Source organism: Maribacter hydrothermalis, from assembly GCF_001913155.1.
GTDB lineage: Bacteria > Bacteroidota > Bacteroidia > Flavobacteriales > Flavobacteriaceae > Maribacter > Maribacter hydrothermalis.
Map to the genome: position 1 here is coordinate 754,355 of NZ_CP018760.1, position 24,119 is coordinate 778,473.

A 24,119-nucleotide genomic window follows, 5' to 3' on the forward strand; every position below is an offset into this window, starting at 1 on the left:
ATATAATATTACCATTTAGAAAAAACGAGGTGAAACCAATTTTTGAAAAGATTTAACCAATTCATACCTTAAAAGAACCTCAAATGAACCATCATTAAACTGTGTTCCTCCCAAATCTGTAGTCTCCCTATCATAAGCTAAACCAATCATAAACTGGTCAGAAATTTGGAAACCTGCCATTGCACTTACTGCAGCATCCCATCTATAAGCTGCACCAAAGGTAAATTTATCATTGAACATGAAGCTAGCAGACATATCAACCTGCAACGGTGCACCACCAACCACTTTTGTAAGCAAGGCCGGCTTAAATTTTAGATTACCGTTCAAATCAAAAACATATCCCGTAATCAGATAAAAATTTATTCTCTCTTTAGAAAGAAATTGAACACTTCCGGCATCTCGTTGAGAATTATCAAAATGTTCAGTTTGAAAAAGATTTGGTGCCGAAAGCCCTGCATAAAATTTACTTGAATGGTAATACATACCTACGCCAACATTTGGCGAAAATCTATTCTCAATATTATCAGCGTTAACGGGTTCTTGATCAAAATTTCGTAATTGGTTAAAATCAAGATTCAATAAATTTCCCCCAGCTTTTAAACCAAATGATAATTTCCCTTCTGAAGAAACATCAATAGTGTATGAAACTACTGCATCAAAGTAAGTTTCTTGTACTACACCATCCCCTATTTCATCATTTACGATAGAAAAACCATAACCAAGTTTACTATTTCTTATTGGAGATTGAATGTTCAAAGTTTGCGTCTTTGGAGCTCCTTCTAAACCAACCCACTGAGACCTATACAAAGCCGCTATACTTAATGCTCCACGAGATCCAGCATACGCTGGGTTAACACTCATGGTATTAAACATATATTGCGTGTATTGAGCATCTTGTTGAGCAAAAATGGTTCCACAAATGAGTAAAAAAACACTTGATAGAATTAAAACTTTATTTCTAATATTCATATTTTATAAACTATTATCTACTTATATAAAGATATTCACTATCAATTTTATTTTCACCATCAAATGTGGTATAATCAAATATATAGAAATATATACCCGCAGGAAGATACTCGTCTACACTTAAAGTAGATCTTCCTCTTGATCTACCGTCAAATACATTATTTTGATTATTATAATTTACACCTTCAAAAACTGCAACTCCCCACCTATTAAAAATCTTTAAAGTGCTACGCTGTATTTGGTCTACACCTCTAATAAATAAGAATTCATTTCTACCATCACCATTTGGAGTAATCATTTGGTTTACCTCTATAATAAACTCTTCAGGAGGTAAAGGATTGTCGTTGGTAATAGTTATGTCGACTGTTGCTGTGTCACAATTGCCTAGGCCCAAGGTATCGCAAACGGTATAGGTAAAACTATCCGTTCCTTCGAAACCATCATTTGGAGTATACGTTACGGTATCGTCTGAAATATCATCAGGTGTTCCACCGTCGTTAACCTCTATTGTACCGTTGGTCGGTTCAGTGAAGGCTAAATCACCATCTGACGGAATGCCTAAATCATTTTCCAAGATTAAAATCTCTATTGGCGTATCCATTGGAGTACTTGCCGTATCGTCAATTACATCTAACGTTATTGGCTCGCCTACGGTAATAGAAACTGTTGCTGTGTCACAATTACCTAAGGTATCGCAAACGGTATAATCAAAACTATCCGCTCCTTCGAAACCATCATTTGGAGTATACGTTACGGTATCGTCTGAAATATCATCAGGTGTTCCACCGTCGTTAACCTCTATTGTACCGTTGGTCGGTTCAGTGAAGGCTAAATCACCATCTGACGGAATGCCTAAATCATTTTCCAAGATTAAAATCTCTATTGGCGTATCCATTGGAGTACTTGCCGTATCGTCAATTACATCTAACGTTATTGGCTCGCCAACGGTAATAGAAACTGTTGCTGTGTCACAATTACCTAAGGTATCGCAAACGGTATAAGTAAAACTATCCGTTCCTTCGAAACCATCATTTGGAGTGTAAATTATTGTATCATCGGAAATATCATCCGGTGTTCCACCGTCGTTAACCACTATTGTACCGTTGGTCGGTTCAGTGAAGGCTAAATCACCATCTGACGGAATGCCTAAATCATTTTCCAAGATTAAAATCTCTATTGGCGTATCCATCGGAGTACTTGCCGTATCGTCAATTACATCTAACGTTATTGGTTCGCCTACGGTAATAGAAACTGTTGCTGTGTCACAATTACCCAAGGTATCGCAAACGGTATAAGTAAAACTATCCGCTCCTTCGAAACCATCATTTGGAGTATACGTTATGGAATCGTCTGAAATATCATCAGGTGTTCCACCATCATTGACCACGATCGTACCGTTGGTCGGTTCCGTGATTGTCAGTGTACCATCCGTTGGAATTCCAAAATCATTCTCCAAGATAGAAATCTCTATTGGCGTATCCATCGGAGTACTTGCCGTATCATCAATTACATCTAACGTTATTGGCTCGCCAACGGTAATAGAAACTGTTGCTGTGTCACAATTACCTAAGGTATCGCAAACGGTATAAGTAAAACTATCCGTTCCTTCGAAACCATCATTTGGAGTGTAAATTATTGTATCATCGGAAATATCATCCGGTGTACCGCCGTCGTTAACCACTATTGTACCGTTGGTCGGTTCAGTGATTGTCAGCGTACCATCCGTCGGAATTCCAGAATCGTTATCCAAAATTGATACATCAACAGATGTATCCATTGGTGTTGACACCGCATCATCTACGACATCTAATTCTTCATTATTACCATTGTCCGGATCTAGGTAATCCGGGGTGCCATCGTTATCGGAATCATCGTTGGTTGGATCGCCATCATTGTTCGCATCCTCATCCGGCGTATCTATTCCGTCCCCATCATCATCCAAATCCCTATAGTTCACATCTTCCGTGCCATCCGTATCGGGTAAGTCCGTGGAAGGATTGTCTATCTCATCGTTTACATCAAATCCATCGTTTATATCACTGCCTTCATATCCGTCATCCAAACCATCGTTATCGGTATCTATACCCGTATATGCCTGATCCGGGATACCGTCGTAATTAAAATCGTTACCCTCATTATTATCGGGCACCAAATCATTATCACTATCATTGTCAAGGTAATCCAAAGCATCTACACCATCCGTATTTACCGGTGACAAACCAGTTGGGTACGCACTATTTACCCCATTGTTAACAGCATATGTAGCTGCATCGTCATCATTTGGCGCTATATAGCCTGAAGTAGTTTGAGCCTCCACGTTATCGGGAATACCATCATTATCACTGTCGATATCAAGATGATTAGGTTTCCCATCGTTATCCGTATCAATAGGATCCGTCAATGGATTATCATCTGCATCCATATTTGGATCCTCTGTAGAATCAAGAATACCATCGTTATCATCATCTAAATCAACACTATCAGGAACGCCATCCCCATCGGTATCTATTACCTGGTCCGGATCTAGGTAATCCGGGGTGCCATCATTATCCGTATCATCGTTGGTCGGGTCGCCATCATTGTTCGCATCCTCATCCGGCGTATCTATTCCGTCCCCATCATCATCCAAATCCCTATAGTTCACATCTTCCGTACCATCCGTATCCGGCAAGTCCGTGGAAGGATTGTCTATCTCATCGTTTACATCAAATCCATCATTTATATCACTGCCTTCATATCCGTCATCCAAACCATCGTTATCGGTATCTATACCCGTATATGCCTGATCCGGGATACCGTCGTAATTAAAATCGTTACCCTCATTATTATCGGGCACCAAATCATTATCACTATCATTGTCAAGGTAATCCAAAGCATCTACACCATCCGTATTTACCGGTGACAAACCAGTTGGGTACGCACTATTTACCCCATTGTTAACAGCATATGTAGCTGCATCGTCATCATTTGGCGCTATATAGCCTGAAGTAGTTTGAGCCTCCACGTTATCGGGAATACCATCATTATCACTGTCGATATCAAGATGATTAGGTTTCCCATCGTTATCCGTATCAATAGGATCCGTCAATGGATTATCATCTGCATCCATATTTGGATCCTCTGTAGAATCAAGAATACCATCGTTATCATCATCTAAATCAACACTATCAGGAACGCCATCCCCATCGGTATCTATTACCTGGTCCGGATCTAGGTAATCCGGGGTGCCATCATTATCCGTATCATCGTTGGTCGGGTCGCCATCATTGTTCGCATCCTCATCCGGCGTATCTATTCCGTCCCCATCATCATCCAAATCCCTATAGTTCACATCTTCCGTACCATCCGTATCCGGCAAGTCCGTGGAAGGATTGTCTATCTCATCGTTTACATCAAATCCATCATTTATATCACTGCCTTCATATCCGTCATCCAAACCATCGTTATCGGTATCTATACCCGTATATGCCTGATCCGGGATACCGTCGTAATTAAAATCGTTACCCTCATTATTATCGGGCACCAAATCATTATCACTATCATTATCAAGGTAATCCAAAGCATCTACACCATCCGTATTTACTGGTGCCAGACCACTTGGGTACGCACTATTTACCCCATTGTTAACAGCATATGTAGCTGCATCGTCATCATTTGGCGCTATATAGCCTGAAGTAGTTTGAGCCTCCACGTTATCGGGAATACCATCATTATCGCTATCAATATCTCTAAAATCTGGTTGGCTATCCGAATCTGAATTAATAGGAGTTATACCGCTTGGAGTATAAACATCATCCATCCCATTGTTGTTGTTATCAATCCCCGTTGGAGCTATATAACCATCAATTTCCTGACTTTCTCTATTATCAATTATTCCATCATTATCTGAATCTATATCTCGGTAATCAGGAATTAAATCCTCATCTGTATCGATGGGATTTAAACCATCTTCATATGCATCATCAATATCATTACAGTTCAAATCTCCTAATGGGCGCAGATAACCTGCCGTTGTTTGAGCTTCAACTTTATCTTTAATTCCATCTGAGTCCGAATCAAAATCACGATAGTCCGGATACTGATCATCATCAGTATTTATAGGATTTATACCGAAACCATAACTGCCTTCATAAGCATCGTCTAACCCATTTAAATTTAAATCAATATTAGATAGCGGAATAAATCCAAGGTAAGATTGTGCTTCAATATTATCTCTAATTCCATCAATATCAGAATCTATATCCAAATAATCTGGAATTGAAGTGCAGGTACCACGTATTCCATCAGTATTTATTGGAGTTAAACCCAACATACCAAACTGTTCAAAAGCATCATCTAATCCATTCCCATTTACGTCTTGTCCAAATTTTACAATAAACCCAACATTAGACTGAGCTTCAACAGTATCAAGAATACCATCATTATCAGAATCGAGATCCAAATAATTTGGAATACCATCGCCATCTTTATCTGAAGGATTGGTTAAATAATTACCATCGCCATCTTCATCTTGATCTTCGACACTATCCAAAATACCGTCATCATCCTCATCTATATCCCAATCGTTTGAATTTAATTCGAATTGGATATTAAACTTACCGTAATCAACTGTCTCAACTCCTGAAACTTGATTTACAGTAAATAAGGCAATTGAACAAAAAAATAAAAAGAAAGGCTTAACGGTTTTTATTCCGTTAATTCTTATACAAGTAATTTTCCCCATAAGTGTTAGTATTTTACTAAGCACCATGGCAATGTAAAAGTTAATTCTGTTAAGAAAGTGGGGCAGTCTTAAAGAAAACTATGCTAAGATATAGCATAAATTATTCAACTCAAATTGTTTTTCCACGAACCGTCAAATTCCAGTGATAAAAAGCATTTTTACTGGTTGAATTACTTAAAATATAAATTAACAATTACCATATCTACGAAAATTACATAGAATTAGACTATTTAATAAAATAATAATTAGGAAATAAAAACTCACATCTTTATTAAATATTATTTTATAAATATTAAAACACCATAAAAGTCAATAAAATTTTGATTATTAAAAGCTGAACATTAAGTAGTCTATTTATCTTATTTTTGCACAAATTTTTCACATGACCTATAAGCAAGAAATAGCCCGTAGAAGAACTTTTGGTATAATTTCTCACCCTGATGCCGGTAAAACGACATTAACTGAAAAATTATTACTTTTTGGTGGAGCCATTCAAGAAGCAGGAGCAGTTAAAAACAATAAAATTAAAAAAACTGCAACTAGTGACTTTATGGAAATCGAAAGGCAAAGAGGTATCTCGGTTGCCACTTCTGTACTTGCCTTTATCTATAAAGACAAAAAAATCAATATTCTAGATACTCCTGGCCATAAAGATTTTGCAGAGGACACTTTTAGAACATTAACTGCCGTAGACAGTGTAATAGTAGTAATTGACGTAGCAAAAGGTGTTGAGGAACAAACTGTTAAACTAGTAGAAGTTTGCAGAATGCGAAAAATACCGATGCTGGTATTTATCAATAAAATGGATAGGGAAGGTCAAGATGCCTTTGATTTACTAGATGAGTTAGAACAAAAATTAGGCTTATCAGTTACCCCTCTAAGTTTTCCTATAGGTATGGGTTATGATTTTAAAGGCATATACAACATATATGAAAAAAACATAAACTTATTTAGCGGCGATAGTAAAAAAAATATTGAACAAACTATAGCTTTCGATGATGTTACCAATCCTGAATTGGATAGAATAATAGGTAATAAAGCAGCTATAGAACTAAGAGATAATTTAGAGTTGGTCTGGGGAGTATACCCTGAATTTGACAAAGATCTATATTTAAAAGGGGATCAACAACCTGTATTTTTTGGTTCTGCCCTTAATAATTTTGGTGTTAGAGAATTATTAGACTGTTTTATACAAATTGCGCCTACTCCGCGTTCTAAAAATGCCGAAGAAAGACTTGTTGAAGCGAACGAGAAAGAAATGACGGGATTTGTATTTAAAATTCATGCTAATATGGACCCTAAACATCGTGACCGTCTAGCATTTATCAAAATAGTTTCTGGCACATTTGAGCGAAACAAACCGTACTTACACGTTAGACAAGGCAAAAATTTAAAATTCTCTAGTCCTAATGCGTTTTTCGCTGAAAAAAAGGAAATTGTAGATATATCTTACCCTGGAGATATTGTTGGCCTACACGACACGGGTAATTTCAAAATTGGCGATACCTTAACCGAAGGTGAAACTTTACATTATAAGGGAATCCCTAGCTTTTCACCAGAGCATTTTAGATATATTAATAATGCCGACCCAATGAAATCCAAACAACTAAATAAAGGAATTGACCAACTTATGGATGAGGGAGTGGCTCAATTATTTACCTTAGAATTAAATGGTAGAAAAGTGATAGGTACTGTAGGTGCCTTACAATTTGAAGTTATACAATATAGGCTGGAACATGAATATGGAGCAAAATGTAGTTATGAAAATTTTAATGTCTACAAAGCGTGCTGGGTTGGTACTGAAAACAGAAAAAGTGATGAATTCAAAGAATTTGAACGGGTTAAACAAAAGTTCTTAGCTAAGGATAAAAGAGGGCAATTAGTGTTTTTGGCCGATTCCCAATTTTCTTTACAAATGACACAACAAAAATATCCTTCCGTAAAACTTCATTTTACATCAGAATTTGAATAAAAAAATCCCAACTTTATAAAGTTGGGATTTTTTTAAGCTTCTCCTGTAGGACCAAAATTCATTGGAATAGAGGGTTGCTCATAATCTTTAATGGTACCATGCGCTTTCTCGAAACGCTGAACATTATCATTAAGTGCTTTTAAAAATTTTTTCGCATGCTGTGGAGTCAAAATAATTCTACTCTTCACCTTTGCCTTTGGAGCACCTGGCATCATACTTATAAAATCAACCACAAACTCTGAAACAGAATGATTTATAATAGCTAAATTAGAATAAATCCCTTCCGCCATTTTTTCATCCAACTCTATATTAATTTGCTTTTGATTTGGATTCTTATTGTCTGCCATATTATATTGTTTATTAAAATAAATAACCCTCAAATAAAATTTGAGGGTTATAATCATATTAGAATCTTAAGGCCTCTTTTCTGGCCATTATCTCATCATATTCTTCTTTGGATCCAACAATAATACTATCGTAGTCTCTCATACCTGTACCTGCCGGAATCTTATGACCAACAATTACATTCTCTTTAAGGCCTTCTAAGGTATCAATTTTACCACTTACAGCGGCTTCGTTCAATACTTTAGTCGTCTCTTGGAACGATGCAGCAGAAATAAATGATTTCGTCTGTAAAGATGCTCTTGTAATCCCCTGTAATATAGGGGTTGCTGTTGCGGAAACTGCATCACGCGCATCTACTAAAGCTTTATCCCCACGTCTTAATAAAGAATTTTCATCTCTTAATTCACGAGGAGTAACTATTTGACCTGGTTTAAGATTACTAGAATCACCGGCGTCCATAACTACTTTTTTTCCAAAAATATCATCATTTTCTTTGATGAAATCGTCCTTGTGAATCAATTGATTTTCAAGGAAAATAGTATCTCCTGGATCTACTATTCTAACCTTTCTCATCATCTGTCTAACTACAACTTCAAAGTGCTTATCATTAATCTTAACCCCTTGTAGCCTGTATACCTCCTGCACTTCATTTACTAAATATTGTTGTACTGCAGATGGTCCTTTGATAGATAATATATCTTCAGGTGTAATTGACCCGTCAGACAATGGCATTCCTGCTCTAACATAATCATTTTCCTGAACTAAAATTTGGTTAGAAAGTTTAACCAAGTATTTCTTCACCTCACCTAATTTAGATTCAATGATGATTTCCCTATTTCCTCTCTTAATTTTACCAAAAGAAACAACACCATCAATTTCAGATACCACTGCTGGATTAGAAGGATTTCTTGCTTCAAACAATTCAGTTACTCTAGGTAGACCTCCTGTAATATCACCAGCCTTAGCGGACTTACGTGGTATTTTCACCAAGATTTTACCTTCTTTGATCTTATCGCCATCATCAACCATAATATGTGACCCTACCGGTAAGTTATAAGAACGTAATGTTTCACCCTTAGCATCTTGAATCAATAAAGTAGGAATTAACTTTTTGTTTCTAGATTCAGAGATTACTTTTTCTTGGAAACCTGTTTGTTCATCAATTTCAACTTGATAAGTTATTCCCTGTTCAATATTCTCATAAGCAATTTTCCCTGGAAATTCAGAAACAATTACACCGTTATATGGGTCCCAAGAACAAATTACATCTCCTTTTTCTACTTTAGCACCATTCTTCACATATAATTGAGAACCATAAGGAATGTTACCTGTGCTTAACGTTATACCTGTTTTAGCATCGACAACTTTAATTTCACTAGTTCTGGAAATAACTATTTCGGCAGGTTTACCATCTGCACCCTCACCTGTAATTGTTCTTAAATCTTCTATTTCAGCAATTCCTGAAAACTTAACTTCTAATTTATTATCTTCAGATATGTTACCTGCAATACCACCTACGTGGAAAGTTCTCAATGTCAACTGAGTACCTGGCTCACCAATAGATTGTGCTGCAACAACACCTACGGCTTCACCTCTTTGAACCATTTTATTGGTTGAAAGATTTCTACCATAACATTTAGCACAAATTCCTTTATCTGCCTCACATGTAAGAGCTGAACGCACTTCAACCTTTTCTATAGGAGAAGCTTCAATTTTCTTAACATCGGCTTCCATAATTTGTTGACCTGACTTAAGAATTAATTCCTCTGTCATTGGGTTGTACACATCATGTAATGATACCCTGCCTAAAATTCTTTCACCAAGACTTTCAACAACCTCTTCATTCTTCTTAAGTGCCTCTACTTCAACACCTCTAAGTGTTTCACAATCTTCTGTGTTAATAATTACATCTTGAGAAACATCAACCAATCTTCTAGTCAAGTACCCTGCATCTGCCGTTTTCAAAGCCGTATCTGCAAGTCCTTTACGAGCACCGTGAGTTGAAATAAAGTACTCCAAAATGGATAAACCTTCCTTAAAGTTAGAAAGAATCGGGTTTTCAATAATCTCACCACCACCTGCAGTAGATTTCTTCGGCTTAGCCATTAAACCACGCATACCTGTTAACTGGCGAATTTGCTCTTTAGAACCCCTTGCACCAGAATCAAGCATCATATACACCGAGTTGAATCCTTGTTGATCCTCACGTATACGCTTCATTGCCAATTCAGTCAATTGCGCGTTTGTAGAAGTCCAAACATCAATTACTTGATTATAACGCTCATTGTTAGTAATTAGACCCATGTTATAGTTGGCCTTAATTCCATCAACTTGTACGTTAGCTTCAGCAATCATTTCATGCTTCTCTTGTGGAATAATAATATCTCCTAAACTAAAGGATAGTCCGCCTCTAAATGCGAAATCATACCCCATTGTTTTAATTTTGTCTAAGAAATCAGCTGTTGTTGGCACATCGGTTACACTTAAAATACCTCCAATAATATCTCGAAGAGATTTTTTGTTCAATACATCATTTATGTAACCAGCAGCTTCTGGCACCTCCATGTTAAACAATACTCTTCCAACTGTAGTAGGAATTATCTTGTATACTAACTCTCCTTCTTCATTAAAATCCTTTGCTCTTACTTTAATTCCAGCGTTCAAATCAACCATTCCTTCATTGAAAGCTATCTCTACCTCTTCATATGAATAAAATGTAATTCCTTCTCCTTTAACTATAAGTTCCGGAGTCGATTTTCTTTCCTTGGTCATATAATATAGACCCAAAACCATATCCTGAGAAGGCACAGTAATCGGTGAACCATTAGCAGGGTTCAAAATATTATGCGAGGCCAACATTAATAACTGACACTCTAAAATAGCTTCAGGTCCTAATGGAAGGTGAACCGCCATTTGGTCACCATCGAAATCCGCATTAAATGCAGTACATACTAAGGGATGTAAACGTATTGCTTTACCTTCAATTAGTTTAGGCTGGAACGCTTGAATTCCTAAACGGTGTAATGTAGGAGCTCTGTTCAACATTACCGGATGTCCTTTCAATACATTCTCTAAAATATCCCAAACTACAGGCTCTTTCTTATCTATTATTTTCTTGGCTGATTTTACGGTCTTAACAATTCCTCTTTCAATCAGTTTTCTGATTACAAAAGGCTTGTATAATTCCGCTGCCATATCTTTTGGAAGTCCACATTCGAACAACTTCATTTCAGGACCCACAACAATTACAGAACGCGCAGAATAATCAACACGTTTACCTAATAAATTTTGACGGAAACGACCTTGCTTACCTTTAAGCGAATCTGAAAGAGATTTTAGTGGTCTGTTAGATTCTGTCTTAACAGCAGAAGCTTTTCTTGTATTATCAAATAAAGAATCTACAGCTTCTTGAAGCATACGTTTTTCATTACGTAAAATTACTTCTGGAGCTTTTATTTCTACTAATCTCTTTAAACGGTTATTTCTAATAATTACCCTTCTGTAAAGATCATTTAAATCTGATGTTGCAAAACGACCACCATCTAAAGGCACTAATGGACGTAATTCTGGTGGTATAACCGGAATTACTTTCATTATCATCCATTCTGGCTCGTTCTCCCTATTCTCTTGAGATTCACGAAGCGCTTCAACAACCTGAAGTCTTTTTAATGCTTCAGTTTTTCTTTGCTTTGAAGTTTCTGTATTTGCTTTATGTCTAAGCTCAAAAGAAAGTTCCTTTAGATTGATTCTACCCAATAAATCAATTAAACATTCAGCACCCATTTTAGCTATGAACTTATTTGGGTCAGAATCTTCTAAATACTGATTTTCTTGGGGAATAGTTTCTAAAATATTTAAGTACTCCTCTTCAGTTAAGAAATCCATTTTTTGAATTTCCTCACCTTCAGGACCTTTAGCTATACCTGCTTGTATTACTACATAACGTTCGTAGTAAATAATCATATCTAATTTCTTAGACGGTAAACCTAAAAGATAACCTATTTTATTAGGTAACGAACGGAAATACCAAATATGAGCTACCGGCACAACCAAATTAATGTGCCCTACGCGGTCTCTTCTTACTTTTTTCTCAGTAACCTCTACACCACAACGATCACAAACGATACCTCGGTAACGAATACGTTTATATTTTCCACAGGCACATTCGTAATCCTTAACAGGACCAAAAATACGCTCACAGAACAAACCATCACGTTCTGGTTTGTGAGTTCTATAATTTATTGTTTCAGGTTTTAAAACTTCACCTCTTGACTCTGCCAAAATTGATTCTGGCGAAGCTAATCCTATTGAAATTTTATCGAACCTTTTTACTGGGTTATTATCTTTTATTCTTGCCATAATAGCGTGCTGATAATGTTTTAATTTGTTTTACTTAATAGTCTTCAATAGCAACTATTGAACTATTCCTCAAGTCTAATATCCAAACCTAATCCCTTAAGTTCGTGCATTAAAACGTTGAAAGATTCTGGTAAACCAGGCTCTGGCATTGTTTCACCTTTAACAATTGATTCATAGGTTTTTGCTCTTCCAATAACATCATCAGATTTAACCGTTAAAATCTCTCTTAAAGTTGCAGAAGCACCATATGCTTCAAGTGCCCAAACTTCCATTTCTCCAAAACGTTGACCACCAAACTGTGCTTTACCACCTAATGGCTGTTGCGTAATTAAAGAATACGGTCCAATAGAACGTGCATGCATCTTATCATCTACCATATGACCAAGTTTCAACATATAGATTACACCTACAGTTGCAGGCTGATCGAAACGCTGTCCTGTTCCACCATCATATAAGTATGTATGTCCAAATCTAGGTATACCGGCCTCGTCAGTATAGGTATTTATTTCATCTAAAGTTGCACCATCAAAAATTGGTGTTGCATACTTTCTACCAAGCTTAAGACCTGCCCAACCTAATACAGTTTCATAAATTTGACCGATGTTCATACGAGACGGTACACCTAATGGGTTAAGAACAATATCAACAGGAGTACCATCCTCTAAGAATGGCATATCTTCATGACGTACAATTCTAGAAACAATACCTTTGTTACCGTGTCTACCGGCCATTTTATCACCAACTTTAAGTTTACGTTTTTTAGCAACATATACTTTAGCAAGTTTCATTATACCTGCAGGTAATTCATCTCCTACAGATATGGTAAACTTATCTCTTCTTAAGTTACCTTGTAAATCGTTAAGCTTTATCTTATAATTATGAAGTAAATCAGCAACCAAAGTATTTGTTTCTGTATCCGTTGTCCAGCTTCCACCTACTAAGTGAGCAAAATCATCAACAGAGTTTAACATTTTCATGGTATACTTTTTACCCTTAGGCAAAACTTCTTCTCCTAGATCATTAAGTACACCTTGTGATGTTTTACCATTAACTATAGTAAATAATTTTTCAACAAGTACATCTTTTAATTCTTGGAATTTTACTTCATACTCCAATTCAAGCTTAGAAAGCTCTTCTTTATCCTCAGAACGTTTTCTCTTATCTTTTACTGATCTTGAAAATAATTTCTTATCTATGACAACACCTCTTAAAGAAGGTGAAGCTTTTAATGAAGCGTCTTTTACATCACCGGCTTTGTCACCAAAAATAGCACGTAACAATTTCTCTTCAGGAGTTGGATCAGACTCACCTTTTGGCGTAATCTTACCAATTAAGATATCACCAGGCTTCACTTCGGCACCAATCCTGATCATACCATTCTCATCAAGGTCTTTTGTAGCCTCTTCAGAAACATTTGGTATATCATGAGTTAGTTCTTCAGCTCCTAATTTTGTATCTCTAACTTCTAAGGAGTACTCATCAACATGTATTGAAGTAAAAATATCTTCACGAACAACTTTTTCAGATATTACAATTGCATCCTCGAAGTTGTATCCTTTCCATGGCATAAACGCCACGGTTAAGTTTCTTCCTAATGCTAATTCCCCTTTTTCAGTTGCATAACCTTCACAAAGTACTTGTCCTTTTTTAACTCTATCACCTACTTGTACAATAGGCTTTAAGTTAATGTTGGTTCCTTGGTTGGTTTTTCTAAATTTAACTAAGAAGTACGTTTTCTCATCCTCTTCGAAACTGATTAATCTTTCTTCATCAGTCCTATCATATTTAATGGTAATTTTTTGAGCATCTACATACTCTATTACACCATCACCTTCCGCATTAATCAATACTCTAGAATCTGAAGCTACTTGACGCTCTAAACCTGTACCAACAATTGGTGATTGTGGTTTTAACAAAGGTACGGCCTGACGCATCATGTTAGATCCCATCAAGGCCCTGTTAGCATCATCATGTTCCAAGAATGGAATTAAAGATGCCGAAATAGAAGCAATTTGATTAGGTGCGACATCTGTATATTGAATTTCAGATGGATCTACAACCGGGAAATCCCCTTCTTCTCTAGCAATAACCTTGTCTGTATCTATAGTGCCATCTTCTTTCATTGGAATGTTAGCTTGCGCAATTTTCATTCCTTCTTCTTCTTCAGCACTTAAATAAGCAAAATTATTTATATCAACTACTGAATCTGTTACCTTTCTATATGGAGTTTCTAAGAATCCCATTGAATTCACTTTCGCAAAAACAGATAAAGAAGATATCAAACCAATATTTGGTCCTTCTGGTGTTTCAATAGGACATAAACGACCGTAGTGTGTATAGTGAACATCACGCACTTCGAAACCGGCACGTTCTCTTGATAAACCACCAGGTCCTAATGCTGACAATCTTCTCTTGTGCGTAATCTCTGCTAATGGATTAGTTTGATCCATAAACTGAGATAACTGATTTGTACCAAAGAAAGAATTTATTACAGAAGACAAAGTCTTCGCATTAATTAAATCTATAGGCGTAAATACTTCGTTATCACGAACGTTCATACGCTCACGAATTGTTCTTGCCATACGTGCAAGACCAACACCGAACTGAGAAGATAATTGCTCACCTACAGTTCTAACACGACGGTTAGATAAGTGATCAATATCATCGATTTCAGCTTTTGAGTTAATTAACTCGATTAAATATTTTATAATAGTTATGATATCTTCCTTGGTTAAGACTTGCTTATCCATTCCAATATCCAACTGTAACTTTTTATTCATTCTATAACGACCAACTTCACCTAAATTGTAACGTTGATCAGAAAAGAATAATTTATCAATAATACCACGTGCAGTTTCCTCATCTGGCGGTTCTGCATTACGTAATTGACGGTAAATATGTTCAACGGCTTCTTTTTCAGAATTCGTTGGATCCTTTTGTAATGTATTATGAATAATAGCGTAATCAGATTGCGCATTATTTTCTTTATGTAACAAAACTGTCTTTACATCTGCATCTATAATTTCAGCAATATGCTCTTTCTCAAGAATCGTATCACGATCTAAAACTATTTCATTTCGTTCTATCGAAACAACTTCGCCAGTATCCTCATCAACAAAATCCTCGTGCCAAGTATTCAATACTCTTGCCGCTAATTTTCGCCCAAGAACTTTGGTAAGTCCGGCTTTAGAAACTTTTACTTCCTCAGAAAGATCAAATATTTCTAAAATATCCTTGTCACGTTCAAAGCCAATGGCTCTAAATAAGGTAGTAACCGGTAATTTTTTCTTTCTATCGATATAGGCATACATTACACCATTAATATCGGTAGCAAACTCTATCCAAGAACCTTTAAAAGGAATTACCCTAGCAGAATATAATTTGGTTCCATTTGCATGGAAAGACTGACCAAAGAAAACCCCTGGCGATCTATGCAACTGAGAAACAACAACCCTTTCTGCACCATTGATTACAAATGTACCGCTCGGAGTCATATAAGGTATAGTACCCAAATACACATCTTGTACTATCGTTTCAAAATCCTCATGTTCTGGATCTGTACAGTACAACTTTAAACGCGCTTTTAATGGTACGCTATAAGTAAGACCACGCTCAATACATTCTTGAATTGAATATCTTGGCGGATCTATAAAATAATCTAAGAATTCCAATACAAACTGATTTCGAGTATCAGTTATTGGGAAATTTTCCATGAAGGTATTATAAAGACCTTCATTACCTCTTTCATCTGATTTAGTCTCTAGTTGAAAAAAGTCTTGAAAAGATTTAATCTGAATATCCAAGAAATCCGGGTAATCCGGTGTGTTTCTTGCGGAAGCAAAGCTTATTCTTTCAGTCTGATTTGTGAACATCTACGGACAGTGTTTTGATCGTGAGTACTAAATGGGTTGTATACTTCTAAATATACCTAATTCTATAAAAAGGCTTAGGTCTAACCGCAAAAAGCGAAAAGACCTAAACCAAAAGTAATATGGTTGTTGCTATTATTTAAGCTCAACTTCTGCTCCAGCTTCTTCCAATGATTTTTTGATACCTTCTGCTTCGTCTTTAGAAACACCTTCCTTAACAGGCTTTGGTGCACTATCAACAATATCCTTTGCATCTTTCAAGCCTAAACCAGTTAATTCCTTAACCAATTTAACTACTGCTAATTTAGAAGCTCCTGCTGCTTTCAAAATTACATCGAATTCAGTTTTCTCTTCTGCCGCTTCACCAGCTTCAGCACCACCACCAGCAGCTACTGCTACTGCTGCCGCTGCAGGCTCAATACCATACTCATCTTTTAATATACCAGCTAACTCGTTTACTTCTTTTACAGTAAGGTTAACTAATTGTTCTGCGAAATCTTTTAAATCTGCCATTTTCTATCGTTTAATAAAATTTTAAAATATACTTAGTTTATAGTGCGTACTTATCTTTCAGATAATGTTTTTAGAATTCCGGCTAGCTTACCACCACCAGATTTAAGTCCAGAAATAACATTCTTGGCTGGAGATTGTAATAATCCAATTACCTCACCGATCATTTCTTCTTTAGACTTAATGCTAACTAAAGCATCTAAATTATCATCACCTATGTAAACTGCTTCTTCAATAAAAGCTCCTTTTAATAAAGGTTTTTTAGATTTTTTTCTAAAATTCTTTATCAATTTAGCAGGAGCATTGGCTACTTCCGAAAACATTAAAGAGGTACTCCCCTTTAATACTTCAGGTAACTCACCAAAATCTTTCTCAGAAGCATTCATTGCTTTTGCAAGCAATGTATTCTTAACTACAGCTAGTCTAATATTAGCTTTGAAACAAGCCCTTCTTAAATCAGAAGTTGTACCTGCATCTAAACCTGAAATATCTGCCAAATAGATAGTTGTACTATCTGCCAACTGCGTAGTCAAATCTTTTATAACCGTTGCTTTTTCTTCTCTTGTCATACTTTTAATTTTTAACTAGCAGTTTGTTAAATTGACTTTGGATCTAATTGCAAACTTGGGCTCATTGTGCTAGACATGAATATAGTTTTCATATAAACACCTTTTGCCGCAGTTGGCTTTAATTTATTCAAAGTATCTAACAACTCCTTAGCGTTATCTGCAATCTTATCTGCAGAAAAAGAAGCTTTACCTATCGCAGCGTGTACGATACCGGTTTTATCAACTTTAAAATCTATTTTACCTGCTTTTACTTCAGATACAGCTTTAGCTACATCCATAGTAACAGTTCCTGTTTTTGGATTTGGCATTAAACCTCTAGGTCCTAAAACACGACCTAATGGACCTAATTTACCCATAACGCTTGGCATTGTGATAATTACATCAACATCTGTCCAACCATTTTTTATCTTCTCCAAATACTCATCTAACCCAACATAATCTGCACCAGCTTCTTGAGCCTCTGCTTCTTTATCTGGGGTTACCAAAGCCAAAACCTTTACATCTTTACCAGTACCGTGAGGTAGTGTAACTACACCACGTACCATTTGATTTGCCTTTCTTGGATCCACACCCAAACGAACTGCTAAATCTACAGATGCGTCAAATTTTGTATTGGTTATTTCTTTTATTAAAGCCGAAGCATCCGCAACAGAGTATAATTTATCTTTCTCTATTTTGGAGTGCGCTTCCTTTTGCTTCTTAGTTAACTTTGCCATTTAATTACTTTTAAGATTTTAAAAAGGTTTCTTTCCTGCTACCTTCATACCCATAGAACGTGCAGTACCAGCAATCATACTCATTGCAGATTCTACTGTAAATGCGTTAAGATCAACCATTTTATCTTCGGCTATTGCCTTGATTTGATCCCAGGTAACACTACCTAATTTTACTCTGTTAGGTTCGCCAGATCCTTTTTTAATCTTAGCCGCTTCCAATAGCTGAATCGCCGCCGGTGGAGTTTTTACAACGAAGTCGAAAGACTTATCTTTGTAAACGGTGATAACAACTGGTAATATTTTACCTGGTTTATCCTGTGTACGCGCATTAAATTGCTTACAGAATTCCATAATGTTAACACCAGCAGCTCCTAAGGCAGGTCCAACCGGTGGCGATGGATTCGCTGCACCTCCCTTAACTTGTAGTTTAACTACTTTACCTATTTCTTTTGCCATTGTTTAAAATTAAATTGAAAGTGTGTTTACGGAAGCAACACTACTTTAATTATATGTATGTAACACTTATTCTTATACTTTCTCTACTTGCATGTAACTAAGCTCTAAAGGAGTCTTTCTTCCGAAAATCTTCACCATAACCTCAAGCTTACGTTTTTCCTCATTAATTTTCTCAACAGTTCCATTAAATCCATTAAACGGACCGTCAATCACCTTAACTGTTTCTCCAAAAACAAATGGAATTGCTACGCTATCAGTATTAACTGCAAGCTCATCCACCTTACCTAGCATTCTATTTACTTCATTCTTCCTTAAAGGAACTGGATCACCACCTTTTGTTTCACCTAAAAATCCAATTACATTTGTAATTGACCTTATGATGTGAACCATCTCACCCCCCAAATTAGCTTTAATCATAATATAGCCAGGAAAATAAACTCTTTCTTTGTTTATTTTCTTACCATTTCTAATCTGAATTACTTTTTCGGTTGGAACAAGAACATCCTCTAAATAGTCAGAAAAACCATGACGTTCTACCTCACTTTCAATATAGCCTTTGATTTTATTCTCTTGACCACTGACAGCCCTAACAACGTACCATTTTTTCTCTAATACTTCTGACATAAGACTTACTAGTTTAAAACAGTGTTGAAATACAACTTAATCACCTTACTAAAGACCGTATCTACACCCCAAGTTGCCAACGCAAAAAGGATAGAAAACACAGCTACAACAACCATCAAGTTTGATGACTCTGCACGTGAAGGAAGAGTAACATTATTCCTTAACTCTTCAACGGATTCTTTTATATATGTGAACATTTAAATTTCTGTTTTACAATTTCAACTAAAGGACGTATCATCCAAATTCTATTGTGCACGGGAGGAGAGACTCGAACTCCCGACACCTGGTTTTGGAGACCAGTGCTCTACCAACTGAGCTACACCCGTATGAATAACGGCACTAAAGCCACCTATTCTTTTATTTGCATGTAAAGGTGTCCCGCTTGAGCAAGACACCCTTATATACACAATACTCTTTAGATTAAATTAATCTATAATCTTAGTTACCTGACCAGCACCTACGGTTCTACCACCTTCACGGATAGCGAAACGAAGACCTACACTTAATGCAATTGGCTGAATTAACTCAACTGTTATCGTAAGGTTATCACCTGGCATAACCATTTCAACTCCTGAAGGAAGTGCAATGTTACCAGTAACATCTGTAGTTCTTACATAGAACTGTGGACGGTAGTTGTTATGGAATGGTGTATGACGACCACCTTCTTCTTTTTTCAATACATAAACTTCAGCTTCAAATTTAGCATGTGGCTTAACTGAACCTGGCTTACAGATTACCATCCCACGACTAATTTGAGATTTTTCAATACCTCTCAACAAGATACCTACGTTATCTCCAGCTTCACCTCTATCCAAAATTTTACGGAACATTTCAACCCCAGTAATCGTAGAGTTCAATTTTTCAGCACCCATACCAATAATCTCAACAGCATCACCAGTATTTGCAATTCCAGTCTCTATACGACCTGTTGCAACAGTACCACGACCAGTAATAGTAAATACATCTTCAACAGGCATTAAGAAAGGCTTCTCAACATCTCTTACAGGAAGTTCAATCCAGTTATCAACAGCTTCCATTAGTTCCATAACTGTATCAACCCATTTCTGCTCACCATTTAATGCACCTAATGCAGAACCAGCGATTACAGGACCATTATCACCATCGTACTCATAAAAAGAAAGCAATTCTCTTACTTCCATTTCAACAAGCTCGATTAACTCCTCATCATCAACCATATCCACTTTATTCATGAATACAACCATTCTTGGAATACCAACCTGGCGACCTAAAAGGATATGCTCACGAGTTTGAGGCATAGGACCATCTGTAGCAGCAACAACTAATATAGCACCATCCATTTGAGCAGCACCAGTAACCATGTTCTTAACATAATCCGCGTGACCAGGACAGTCAACGTGTGCATAGTGACGGTTAGCGGTAGAATACTCTACGTGTGAAGTGTTAATTGTAATACCTCTTTCTTTTTCCTCAGGAGCATTATCGATAGAATCGAAACTTCTCATTTCAGAAAGACCTGCATTTGCCAAAACAGTTGTAATAGCTGCAGTTAATGTAGTTTTACCGTGATCAACGTGTCCAATAGTACCTATATTTAAGTGCGGTTTGGAACGATCGAAAGTTGCCTTTGCCATGTTTAATGAATTTTAATCTTAGTTTATATTAGTGTACAAATTTATACCTTAATTGAGCCAATGACGAGAATTGAACTCGTGACCTCTTCCTTACCAAGGAAACGCTCTACCCCTGAGCTACACCGGCGTAAAGTGTTGAACCCACCTAAACAGTAGGTTCCTGCCTTCGCAGGAATTGACATTTCTGTCAAAATTATAGAGCGGGAGACCGGGTTCGAACCGGCGACATTCAGCTTGGAAGGCTGACGCTCTACCAACTGAGCTACTCCCGCTTATAAAATTACAATATTTCAATTTTAAAATTTCTTTATAAAAGTTTTGTGGGGAGAGCAGGATTCGAACCTGCGAAGACGTAGTCAGCAGATTTACAGTCTGCCCTCGTTGGCCGCTTGAGTATCTCCCCTCAAACTAATATTTTAAAGAACTTTAGAGCCGATGGAGGGACTCGAACCCACGACCTGCTGATTACAAATCAGCTGCTCTAGCCAGCTGAGCTACATCGGCTTATTTACAACTTTTAAAGCTATAAAAAAGTCCGCTATTTCTAACGGACTGCAAATGTATAGTATTTTTTGTTTATTCAAAACAAATTTTGAAATATTTTTATGAAGCTTGTAATCTTATTTTTTGTTTTTGTTTTATTAACCTGCGTTCCAAGGAACTACAAGCTGAGTCAACTGCCTCTTCGAAAGACTTACATTGTTTTTTAACAACAAATTTATCTTTAGGAACTGTAATTTTTATTTCTACTATTTTGTTCTCTTTAGAACTCGTATTCTCAACTTTCATATACACATCTGAGCTAATTACCTTAGAATAAAAGGTTTCCACCTTATTAAGTCTGTTTTGAAGGAAATTAATCAACTCACTGTTTGCATTAAAATTTACCGATTGCGTATTTACTTTCATAGTCAGAAAATTTATGGGCTTAAAAATTTAGCCAGATTATACAATAATTATTTATTTCCTCGCGGATGAGCTTTTGCATGAACCTTTTTCAACTCAGCTATGCTATTATGCGTATAGACTTGTGTCGAGGCCAAACTAGAATGCCCAAGTAACTCCTTAACCGCATTTAAATCAGCCCCTTTATTCAACAAGTGTGTAGCAAAGGTATGCCTTAGAATATGCGGGCTTATTTTAACCTTTGAGGAAACTACTCTAAAATACTTGTTTATTAATCTATAAACAAGAGTTTCATACATTTTATTGCCCGATTGCGTAAGAAACAAATAATCATCATCTTTTATCTCTTTAAGCTCCAATCTTTTAATGAAATATGACTTAAACTTATGCTTGCTTTCTAATAACATTGGTATATATCGTTCTTTATTGCGCTTACCCAATACCTTGATTGTCATGTTTTCAAAATCTACATCAGAATCCTTTAAATGTAACAACTCTGACCTTCGCATACCAGTAGCATACAATACATGTATAAGCAACTCATCCCTAACACCTTCAAAATCATTCGTGTACTCAATAACAGATAACACGTTTTGCATTTCTTGTTCCGAAAACGGTATCTCTATTTTCTTTGATGTTTTTAAGGCTTTATGCTTTATAAGCGGATTCACATCTAATAAGCCAATTTTTTGAAGAAATCTATAATAAGACTTAAGCGAAGATATTTTTCTATTTATGGAACGATTATCAATTTCCTTTTCTGACAAACTGACAATCCAAAAGCGAATTAAACTATAATCTACATTATTAATGCAAGCAACATCATACTTGGTATTACAAAAATCCCTAAATTCAAGAATATCATTTTCATATGCCTTTGCCGTATGTTTAGAATAATTTTTCTCTAATGAGAGATAAGAGTTAAATTCTGATAATACCATATTCTAAAGATATTAAAGTTTAAACAAAAAAAATCCCGCAAATTGCGGGATTTATATATCTATCGTACAAAGTCTAAATTTCTTCCTGATCTCTTAGACCTTGAATATATTCTGCTTTTTGTATCTGTGCTCTACGAACAACTGACGGTTTATTAAACTGTTGACGCTTACGTAACTGTCTCATTGTACCTGTCTTATCGAACTTACGTTTGAAACGCTTTAAAGCTCTATCGATGTTTTCTCCTTCTTTTACTGGTATTATTAACATGGGCTATAACCTCCTCTCTTTATGATTAAGGCTGCAAATATAATAACTATATTCATTTAGACAACCTATTTTCTAATTTTTAAAAACTTTAGCTATCTTTTCTTAAACCTTTACCGGTTTATATTCTTTTTTATCGATTACTATCTTAGCAATAATCTCTCTCAAAATCTCAGAGGTCCCTCCTCCTATTGGACCTAATCTACTGTCTCTAAAATTACGAGCCATTGGATAATCCTCAATATAACCATAACCTCCTAAGAATTGTAAACATTCGTATGCAACCTTATCAGCAACTTTGGTTGATTTTAATTTTGAAATTGTAGCTTCTTTGACAACATACTGGCCTTTGTCTAACCTATTTGCTACTGAATAATTATATTCTTTACACATATCGATATCTCCATACAAATCTGCAACTCTATGACGTAAAGCTTGAAACTTATTAATTGATTTACCAAAAGCTTCTCTTTCTGACATATATTGTAAAGCGTATTCCAAAACATGCTCTGCTCTTGCATGCGCATTAATACCCATTATTAATCTTTCTAAAGAAAAATGTTCCATTATATAAGAAAAGCCCATATTCTCATCACCCATAAGATTCTCAACAGGAATCTTTACATTATCAAAAGCCAATTCCGCCGTATCGGATGCTCGCCAACCTAATTTATTCAACTTATTTGCAGTAACTCCTTTACTTTGCCTATCCACTACAAATATGCTAATTCCTTTATTACCCAATTCAGGTGCTGTTTTTGCAGCTACTATCATATAGTCCGCATATACACCATTAGTTATAAAGGTTTTTGAACCATTTAATGTATAAAAATCACCTTCTTTTACAGCAGTAGTACGCATTGCTGCTACATCACTACCTCCAAATGGTTCTGATACACAAAGGCAACCAATTTTATCGCCATCCACACTTGGCCGTAAATATTTCTCTTTTACAAAAGAGTCCGCTTCTTTGTTTAAGTGCGTCATTGCCAAATAAGCATGCGCCCATATTGCAGCGGCAAAGCCCCCAGAATTAATTTTTTGTAGCTCTTCTAGCAAAACCACTGTATAGAACAAGTCTAGGCCCAAGCCACCATCTTGTTCAGGTGTTGCAAGACCAAAATAGCCCATATCTCCGAACTTCTTCCATATAAATCTTTCAATTGTACCTGTTTCCTCCCATTTATCTATATGAGGAACAACTTCTTTTTGTAAAAAATCTTTTAGGCTCGCCCTAAATAATTGATGTTCTTCTGTGAAGTACATACTTTGCATAGCGTTT

Annotated in this window: 17 protein-coding genes and 5 tRNA genes; 1 reads left to right on the forward strand and 21 read right to left on the reverse strand. The window is 36.2% G+C overall.

Going from position 1 to position 24,119, the window contains the following annotated elements; all coding sequences use genetic code 11:
- Positions 1-15: 15 nt before the first annotated feature.
- Both BTR34_RS03275 and BTR34_RS03280 read right to left on the reverse strand, forming a co-directional pair.
- Positions 16-969, reverse strand: coding sequence for a PorP/SprF family type IX secretion system membrane protein (locus BTR34_RS03275; protein ID WP_068485152.1), 954 nt, complete (start codon positions 967-969; stop codon positions 16-18).
- 13 nt (positions 970-982) lie between these two features.
- Positions 983-5,692: an Ig-like domain-containing protein gene (locus tag BTR34_RS03280; RefSeq protein ID WP_074472093.1), complete on the reverse strand. Its 4,710-nt coding sequence runs from the start codon at positions 5,690-5,692 to the stop codon at positions 983-985.
- A 382-nt stretch (positions 5,693-6,074) separates the two neighbouring features.
- Between BTR34_RS03280 and BTR34_RS03285 the strand changes: the two genes are divergently transcribed.
- A complete protein-coding gene (locus tag BTR34_RS03285; protein WP_068484260.1) occupies positions 6,075-7,664 on the forward strand; it encodes a peptide chain release factor 3 in 1,590 nt (529 codons plus the stop codon).
- Between the two features lie 32 nt (positions 7,665-7,696).
- Here the strand turns inward: BTR34_RS03285 and BTR34_RS03290 are convergent, their stop codons facing one another.
- The 19 genes from BTR34_RS03290 to BTR34_RS03380 form a co-directional block, all read right to left on the reverse strand.
- Positions 7,697-8,011: a DUF3467 domain-containing protein gene (locus tag BTR34_RS03290; protein WP_068484262.1), complete on the reverse strand. Its 315-nt coding sequence runs from the start codon at positions 8,009-8,011 to the stop codon at positions 7,697-7,699.
- Positions 8,012-8,069: 58 nt separating this feature from the next.
- A complete protein-coding gene (rpoC, locus tag BTR34_RS03295; RefSeq protein WP_068484264.1) occupies positions 8,070-12,368 on the reverse strand; it encodes a DNA-directed RNA polymerase subunit beta' in 4,299 nt (1,432 codons plus the stop codon).
- A gap of 62 nt (positions 12,369-12,430) precedes the next feature.
- Positions 12,431-16,240, reverse strand: a complete 3,810-nt coding sequence (gene rpoB / locus BTR34_RS03300) for a DNA-directed RNA polymerase subunit beta (RefSeq protein ID WP_068484266.1) — start codon at positions 16,238-16,240, stop codon at positions 12,431-12,433.
- A 132-nt stretch (positions 16,241-16,372) separates the two neighbouring features.
- Complete coding sequence (rplL, locus tag BTR34_RS03305; protein ID WP_068484268.1) at positions 16,373-16,750, reverse strand: 50S ribosomal protein L7/L12; 378 nt, start codon at positions 16,748-16,750, stop codon at positions 16,373-16,375.
- A gap of 50 nt (positions 16,751-16,800) precedes the next feature.
- Positions 16,801-17,316 (reverse strand): 50S ribosomal protein L10, encoded by a 516-nt coding sequence (gene rplJ / locus BTR34_RS03310; RefSeq protein WP_068484270.1) that lies wholly within the window; start codon positions 17,314-17,316, stop codon positions 16,801-16,803.
- Between the two features lie 26 nt (positions 17,317-17,342).
- Complete coding sequence (gene rplA, locus BTR34_RS03315) at positions 17,343-18,032, reverse strand: 50S ribosomal protein L1 (protein WP_068484272.1); 690 nt, start codon at positions 18,030-18,032, stop codon at positions 17,343-17,345.
- A gap of 18 nt (positions 18,033-18,050) precedes the next feature.
- The gene (gene rplK, locus BTR34_RS03320) at positions 18,051-18,488 is read right to left on the reverse strand and encodes a 50S ribosomal protein L11 (protein WP_027067854.1); all 438 of its coding nucleotides are present in this window, start codon (positions 18,486-18,488) and stop codon (positions 18,051-18,053) included.
- Positions 18,489-18,560: 72 nt separating this feature from the next.
- Positions 18,561-19,112: a transcription termination/antitermination protein NusG gene (gene nusG / locus BTR34_RS03325; protein WP_068484274.1), complete on the reverse strand. Its 552-nt coding sequence runs from the start codon at positions 19,110-19,112 to the stop codon at positions 18,561-18,563.
- Positions 19,113-19,120: 8 nt separating this feature from the next.
- Positions 19,121-19,309 (reverse strand): preprotein translocase subunit SecE, encoded by a 189-nt coding sequence (gene secE, locus BTR34_RS03330; protein ID WP_068484277.1) that lies wholly within the window; start codon positions 19,307-19,309, stop codon positions 19,121-19,123.
- Between the two features lie 56 nt (positions 19,310-19,365).
- A tRNA-Trp gene (locus BTR34_RS03335) sits at positions 19,366-19,438 on the reverse strand.
- Positions 19,439-19,537: 99 nt separating this feature from the next.
- Positions 19,538-20,725: an elongation factor Tu gene (tuf, locus tag BTR34_RS03340; RefSeq protein ID WP_068484278.1), complete on the reverse strand. Its 1,188-nt coding sequence runs from the start codon at positions 20,723-20,725 to the stop codon at positions 19,538-19,540.
- Positions 20,726-20,780: 55 nt separating this feature from the next.
- Positions 20,781-20,852 (reverse strand) — tRNA-Thr (locus BTR34_RS03345).
- Positions 20,853-20,924: 72 nt separating this feature from the next.
- Positions 20,925-20,997: transfer RNA gene (locus tag BTR34_RS03350), tRNA-Gly, on the reverse strand.
- A 49-nt stretch (positions 20,998-21,046) separates the two neighbouring features.
- A tRNA-Tyr gene (locus BTR34_RS03355) sits at positions 21,047-21,128 on the reverse strand.
- Positions 21,129-21,155: 27 nt separating this feature from the next.
- A tRNA-Thr gene (locus tag BTR34_RS03360) sits at positions 21,156-21,229 on the reverse strand.
- A gap of 99 nt (positions 21,230-21,328) precedes the next feature.
- Entirely contained in the window at positions 21,329-21,634 is a 306-nt protein-coding gene (gene hpf, locus BTR34_RS03365; protein WP_068484280.1) for a ribosome hibernation-promoting factor, HPF/YfiA family, read from the reverse strand.
- A 47-nt stretch (positions 21,635-21,681) separates the two neighbouring features.
- The gene (locus BTR34_RS03370) at positions 21,682-22,572 is read right to left on the reverse strand and encodes a tyrosine-type recombinase/integrase (RefSeq protein WP_068484282.1); all 891 of its coding nucleotides are present in this window, start codon (positions 22,570-22,572) and stop codon (positions 21,682-21,684) included.
- A gap of 73 nt (positions 22,573-22,645) precedes the next feature.
- Positions 22,646-22,840 (reverse strand): 30S ribosomal protein S21, encoded by a 195-nt coding sequence (gene rpsU / locus BTR34_RS03375; RefSeq protein WP_027067859.1) that lies wholly within the window; start codon positions 22,838-22,840, stop codon positions 22,646-22,648.
- 102 nt (positions 22,841-22,942) lie between these two features.
- Positions 22,943-24,112: an acyl-CoA dehydrogenase family protein gene (locus BTR34_RS03380; RefSeq protein WP_068484401.1), complete on the reverse strand. Its 1,170-nt coding sequence runs from the start codon at positions 24,110-24,112 to the stop codon at positions 22,943-22,945.
- Between the last annotated feature and the right edge of the window lie 7 nt (positions 24,113-24,119).

Excerpts from the sequence above, each read along its gene's own strand:
- hpf (WP_068484280.1), bottom strand. The coding sequence starts at position 21,634 with ATGAAAGTAAATACGCAATCGGTAAATTTTAATGCAAACAGTGAGTTG.
- secE (WP_068484277.1), bottom strand. The coding sequence starts at position 19,309 with ATGTTCACATATATAAAAGAATCCGTTGAAGAGTTAAGGAATAATGTT.
- rpoB (WP_068484266.1), bottom strand. The coding sequence starts at position 16,240 with ATGTTCACAAATCAGACTGAAAGAATAAGCTTTGCTTCCGCAAGAAAC.
- rplL (WP_068484268.1), bottom strand. The coding sequence starts at position 16,750 with ATGGCAGATTTAAAAGATTTCGCAGAACAATTAGTTAACCTTACTGTA.
- rpoC (WP_068484264.1), bottom strand. The coding sequence starts at position 12,368 with ATGGCAAGAATAAAAGATAATAACCCAGTAAAAAGGTTCGATAAAATT.
- rplA (WP_068484272.1), bottom strand. The coding sequence starts at position 18,032 with ATGGCAAAGTTAACTAAGAAGCAAAAGGAAGCGCACTCCAAAATAGAG.
- BTR34_RS03285 (WP_068484260.1), top strand. The coding sequence starts at position 6,075 with ATGACCTATAAGCAAGAAATAGCCCGTAGAAGAACTTTTGGTATAATT.
- rpsU (WP_027067859.1), bottom strand. The coding sequence starts at position 22,840 with ATGTTAATAATACCAGTAAAAGAAGGAGAAAACATCGATAGAGCTTTA.
- BTR34_RS03275 (WP_068485152.1), bottom strand. The coding sequence starts at position 969 with ATGAATATTAGAAATAAAGTTTTAATTCTATCAAGTGTTTTTTTACTC.
- BTR34_RS03290 (WP_068484262.1), bottom strand. The coding sequence starts at position 8,011 with ATGGCAGACAATAAGAATCCAAATCAAAAGCAAATTAATATAGAGTTG.
- rplJ (WP_068484270.1), bottom strand. The coding sequence starts at position 17,316 with ATGACAAGAGAAGAAAAAGCAACGGTTATAAAAGATTTGACTACGCAG.
- BTR34_RS03380 (WP_068484401.1), bottom strand. The coding sequence starts at position 24,112 with ATGCAAAGTATGTACTTCACAGAAGAACATCAATTATTTAGGGCGAGC.
- rplK (WP_027067854.1), bottom strand. The coding sequence starts at position 18,488 with ATGGCAAAAGAAATAGGTAAAGTAGTTAAACTACAAGTTAAGGGAGGT.
- nusG (WP_068484274.1), bottom strand. The coding sequence starts at position 19,112 with ATGTCAGAAGTATTAGAGAAAAAATGGTACGTTGTTAGGGCTGTCAGT.
- BTR34_RS03280 (WP_074472093.1), bottom strand. The coding sequence starts at position 5,692 with ATGGGGAAAATTACTTGTATAAGAATTAACGGAATAAAAACCGTTAAG.
- BTR34_RS03370 (WP_068484282.1), bottom strand. The coding sequence starts at position 22,572 with ATGGTATTATCAGAATTTAACTCTTATCTCTCATTAGAGAAAAATTAT.
- tuf (WP_068484278.1), bottom strand. The coding sequence starts at position 20,725 with ATGGCAAAGGCAACTTTCGATCGTTCCAAACCGCACTTAAATATAGGT.